This is a genomic window from Sphingobium sp. (genome assembly GCF_035511395.1).
Lineage (GTDB): Bacteria > Pseudomonadota > Alphaproteobacteria > Sphingomonadales > Sphingomonadaceae > Sphingobium.
This window is the reverse complement of record NZ_DATKFP010000336.1, coordinates 1-2,883: the sequence shown is the minus strand read 5'-3', so window position 1 is coordinate 2,883 and position 2,883 is coordinate 1. Positions and strand designations below refer to the sequence as shown.

At 62.4% G+C, this 2,883-nt stretch carries 2 protein-coding genes; both read right to left on the bottom strand.

Features of this window, described 5'->3' with window-relative positions; genetic code table 11:
• The coding region (locus tag VMR39_RS23235; RefSeq protein WP_325419631.1) for a ThiF family adenylyltransferase at positions 1-941 on the bottom strand (941 nt) is incomplete at its 3' end.
• A gap of 16 nt (positions 942-957) precedes the next feature.
• Positions 958-2,883: Ti-type conjugative transfer relaxase TraA (gene traA / locus VMR39_RS23230; RefSeq protein ID WP_325419629.1), on the bottom strand; the 1,926-nt coding region annotated here is incomplete at its 5' end.

The window sequence follows — 2,883 nt, the reverse complement described above, 5'->3', positions numbered from 1 at the left end:
ATATGATCCTGTTTTTCGGTTGTGCTGCTGACCACGCGCACGATGCCCTGAAGCCCCGTCGGCGCGCGGATGATGCCCATGCCAACCTCGATGAAGGCTACACCGTTCGCGATCAGCCAATCCACGATCGCGCGCTTGGCCTTGCCGTTGTCCATGCAGATGAACGCGAAGGTGATCCCATCGAGCAGGTGCAGGTTTTCGGACGTCAATGGCTCATCGTGCTTCACGAGTCCCTTGCGGCGAAGCTTCGAGTAGATGTCGAAGAGGTTTTCGACCTTTGATTTCTTGGCTTCCAGTTCCGCGAGCGACCATGCGCCGGGAGCGCGGAAGGCATTGTGCGTGTCGAAGCTGTCACCGTCGAACAGACGGATTTCCGCGACGCGCGTCTTAGCGATCAGGTCCAGAATGTAAGACCCCGTTCCGCCCACGCCGATGATCGCGACACACTGGTTTTCCAGCTTTTCGTTATCAGCGCCGATGTTCACGCGGCTCGAAGCCGTGTCGATGTAGTGGAAGATATCATCATCCTCTTCATCGGTCGCGTAGATGGGGTGGGTCTGCGCAGTCACGTCGCGCAGCTTGCGCGCTTCGCCGACAATCCAGCCGAGATAGCCCAGCATCTTATGCTCGTAGTCGCGGTAATTGTTACACGCCGAGAACGTGAAATCCGCCTTCACGCCACCGCCGAAATCCTGGGCCTCGTTCGGATTTTCGAAGCTGCGCAGCTTGCTGCCGTCCGCATGGCACGGATGCTCACCGGTCCAGTAGGCAACGTGATTGTCGGGCTTTCGCGTTCGCTCCTGCCCTTCAACCACTTGCGTATCTAGCTTCGCAATCAGCACGCCGTCCTCGCGCACTGTCGCCGAAGCCGTTACGTAGGGAACATCCTTGACCAGCAGATAGCCGTTGCGGATTTCGAGATTGTACCCGTCATTCCGCATGGCGAGCAGGTCGGGACTACGAGCGATTAGCCGGTGTGACATCGAATTCCATTTCCTTCTTCACCTCGACGGATTCACCCTCCATGAGAGTGCCGGTCGGCTTCGGGCCGTTTCCCTTACTGTACATGACCTGGTAGCGCTGGTTCTCGGGCAGCTCCGGCGCCTCAATCAGCACGAGCAGTTCCTCGTAAGTGAGCCGCAACCCGTCAAAATTCACTCGTTCCGGCACGGCCGAGAAGTTGGGCACCTTGAGCTTGAGCCCGTCGAAGATACCGCTCTTTGGCTGCACTTCGGCCGCAGGCTCGGGCGCGCGTGCATAGTCCGATGCCATGTCCTTGCCGCGCTCGCGGCCGAGGGTACGGATGAGCCGGTCACGATCGGCGAAGTCGTCCTTGCAGTAATGCAGGTCGACGCTGTCCCGGTGCCGCGAGAGCGCAACGTAGGAAGCATGGCGGTCGAGCCCCGGCGTTGCCAGCACATGGACGCTGTCCACGGTCATGCCCTGCGCCTTGTGAATGGTGGCGGCGTAGCCGTGATCGATATGGGCATAGTCCTTGAGATCGAAGGCAATCGATCGCCCATCGTCAGTGCGCACGCGCATGGCGATGTCACTTACGTCTTCCACCGTGCCGAGCGTGCCGTTCTTCACCTCCAGGCTGCGCTCGTTCTTGAGGAACATCACGCGGTCGCCGGACGCGAACGACCGCTCGCCGCGTTCGACCTCCAGGCCGACATCCTCGCCGAGCATCTGTGCTGCGCGCATGCGCGTGCGCGCGGCTTCGTTCAGTTCGCGCACTTCGACATTGGTGTGGGTGAGGATGATCCGGCTGGCATCGGGATCGGCCATTCGATTTCGATCCCAGCGATCGATCAGGTCTTCGCGGGCCTGTTCGCGCGTCTCGGTGGCATGGACATGGCCCGCGTCCTCGTAAGCAGACAGGGCTTCGCCCGTGCGGCCGGTGGCAAGCTGGCGCGTGGCATCGCGCTGCCAGTCCTCGGACTGGCGGCGAATGGTGGTGATCTCGACGGCGCCGTGGCGCTCGGCAATCGAGCGGGACGAGGCCCCGGCCTCGATCGCCTGCAACTGCTCGGGATCGCCGACCAGGACGACCTTGGCGCCGCGCTTTTCGGCCTCAGTGATCACGCGCTCCATCTGACGCGTGCCGATCATCCCGGCCTCGTCGATGACGAGGATCGACTTGTCGGTCAGCAACTTGCGGTCCTGGCCCCACTGGTGTTCGAGGCTGGCGATGGTGCGCGACGCAATCCCCGAGCCGCTTTCAAGGTTCTCGGCGGCAATTCCGGAGAGGGCTGCACCCTGCACGGTGTAGCCCGCTGACTCCCATGCTTCGCGCGCCACGCCCAGCATCGCGCTCTTGCCGGTGCCGGCATAGCCGATGACATTGCTGATGCCACGCGCATCGGTGACATGTTCGAACGCCCCGCGCTGCTCCGGGGAGAGCACCATGCCGTGTTGCTCTTCGGCACGGGTGAGCGCACGTTCCAGGTGTAGGTCATTGACGCCATGATGGCGCCGCGCGTCGAGGGTGATGGTGGCGCGTTCCAGCCGCTGTTCGGTCTCCAGCATCGAACGCGAAGTGAAGCGGCCATCGCCGCGACCGTCCTGACCCAGTTTGACGAGTTCGGGTGAGGACTTGATGGCTGCCATGATGTCATCGAACTGGTCCTTGCCCTCGCTGTGCCGGTGCACGAACATGGCAAGGTCCCGGCCGGTGAACGTCGATTGCTGGTGCGTGATCGCATCGAGCGCGATTTCCGGATTGGCGAGCAGCTTTTCACCGTTGGCCTGGGCAATGGCGTGGTGTTCTTCCAGCCTCTCGCTCGCCAGCCCCTGTTCGGCCATGCGCGATGCGGCGGGGCCGATCTTGTGCTGCGGCTCCAGATCGATGCCCTGCGCTTCCAGCGAGCGGGGATCGATCCG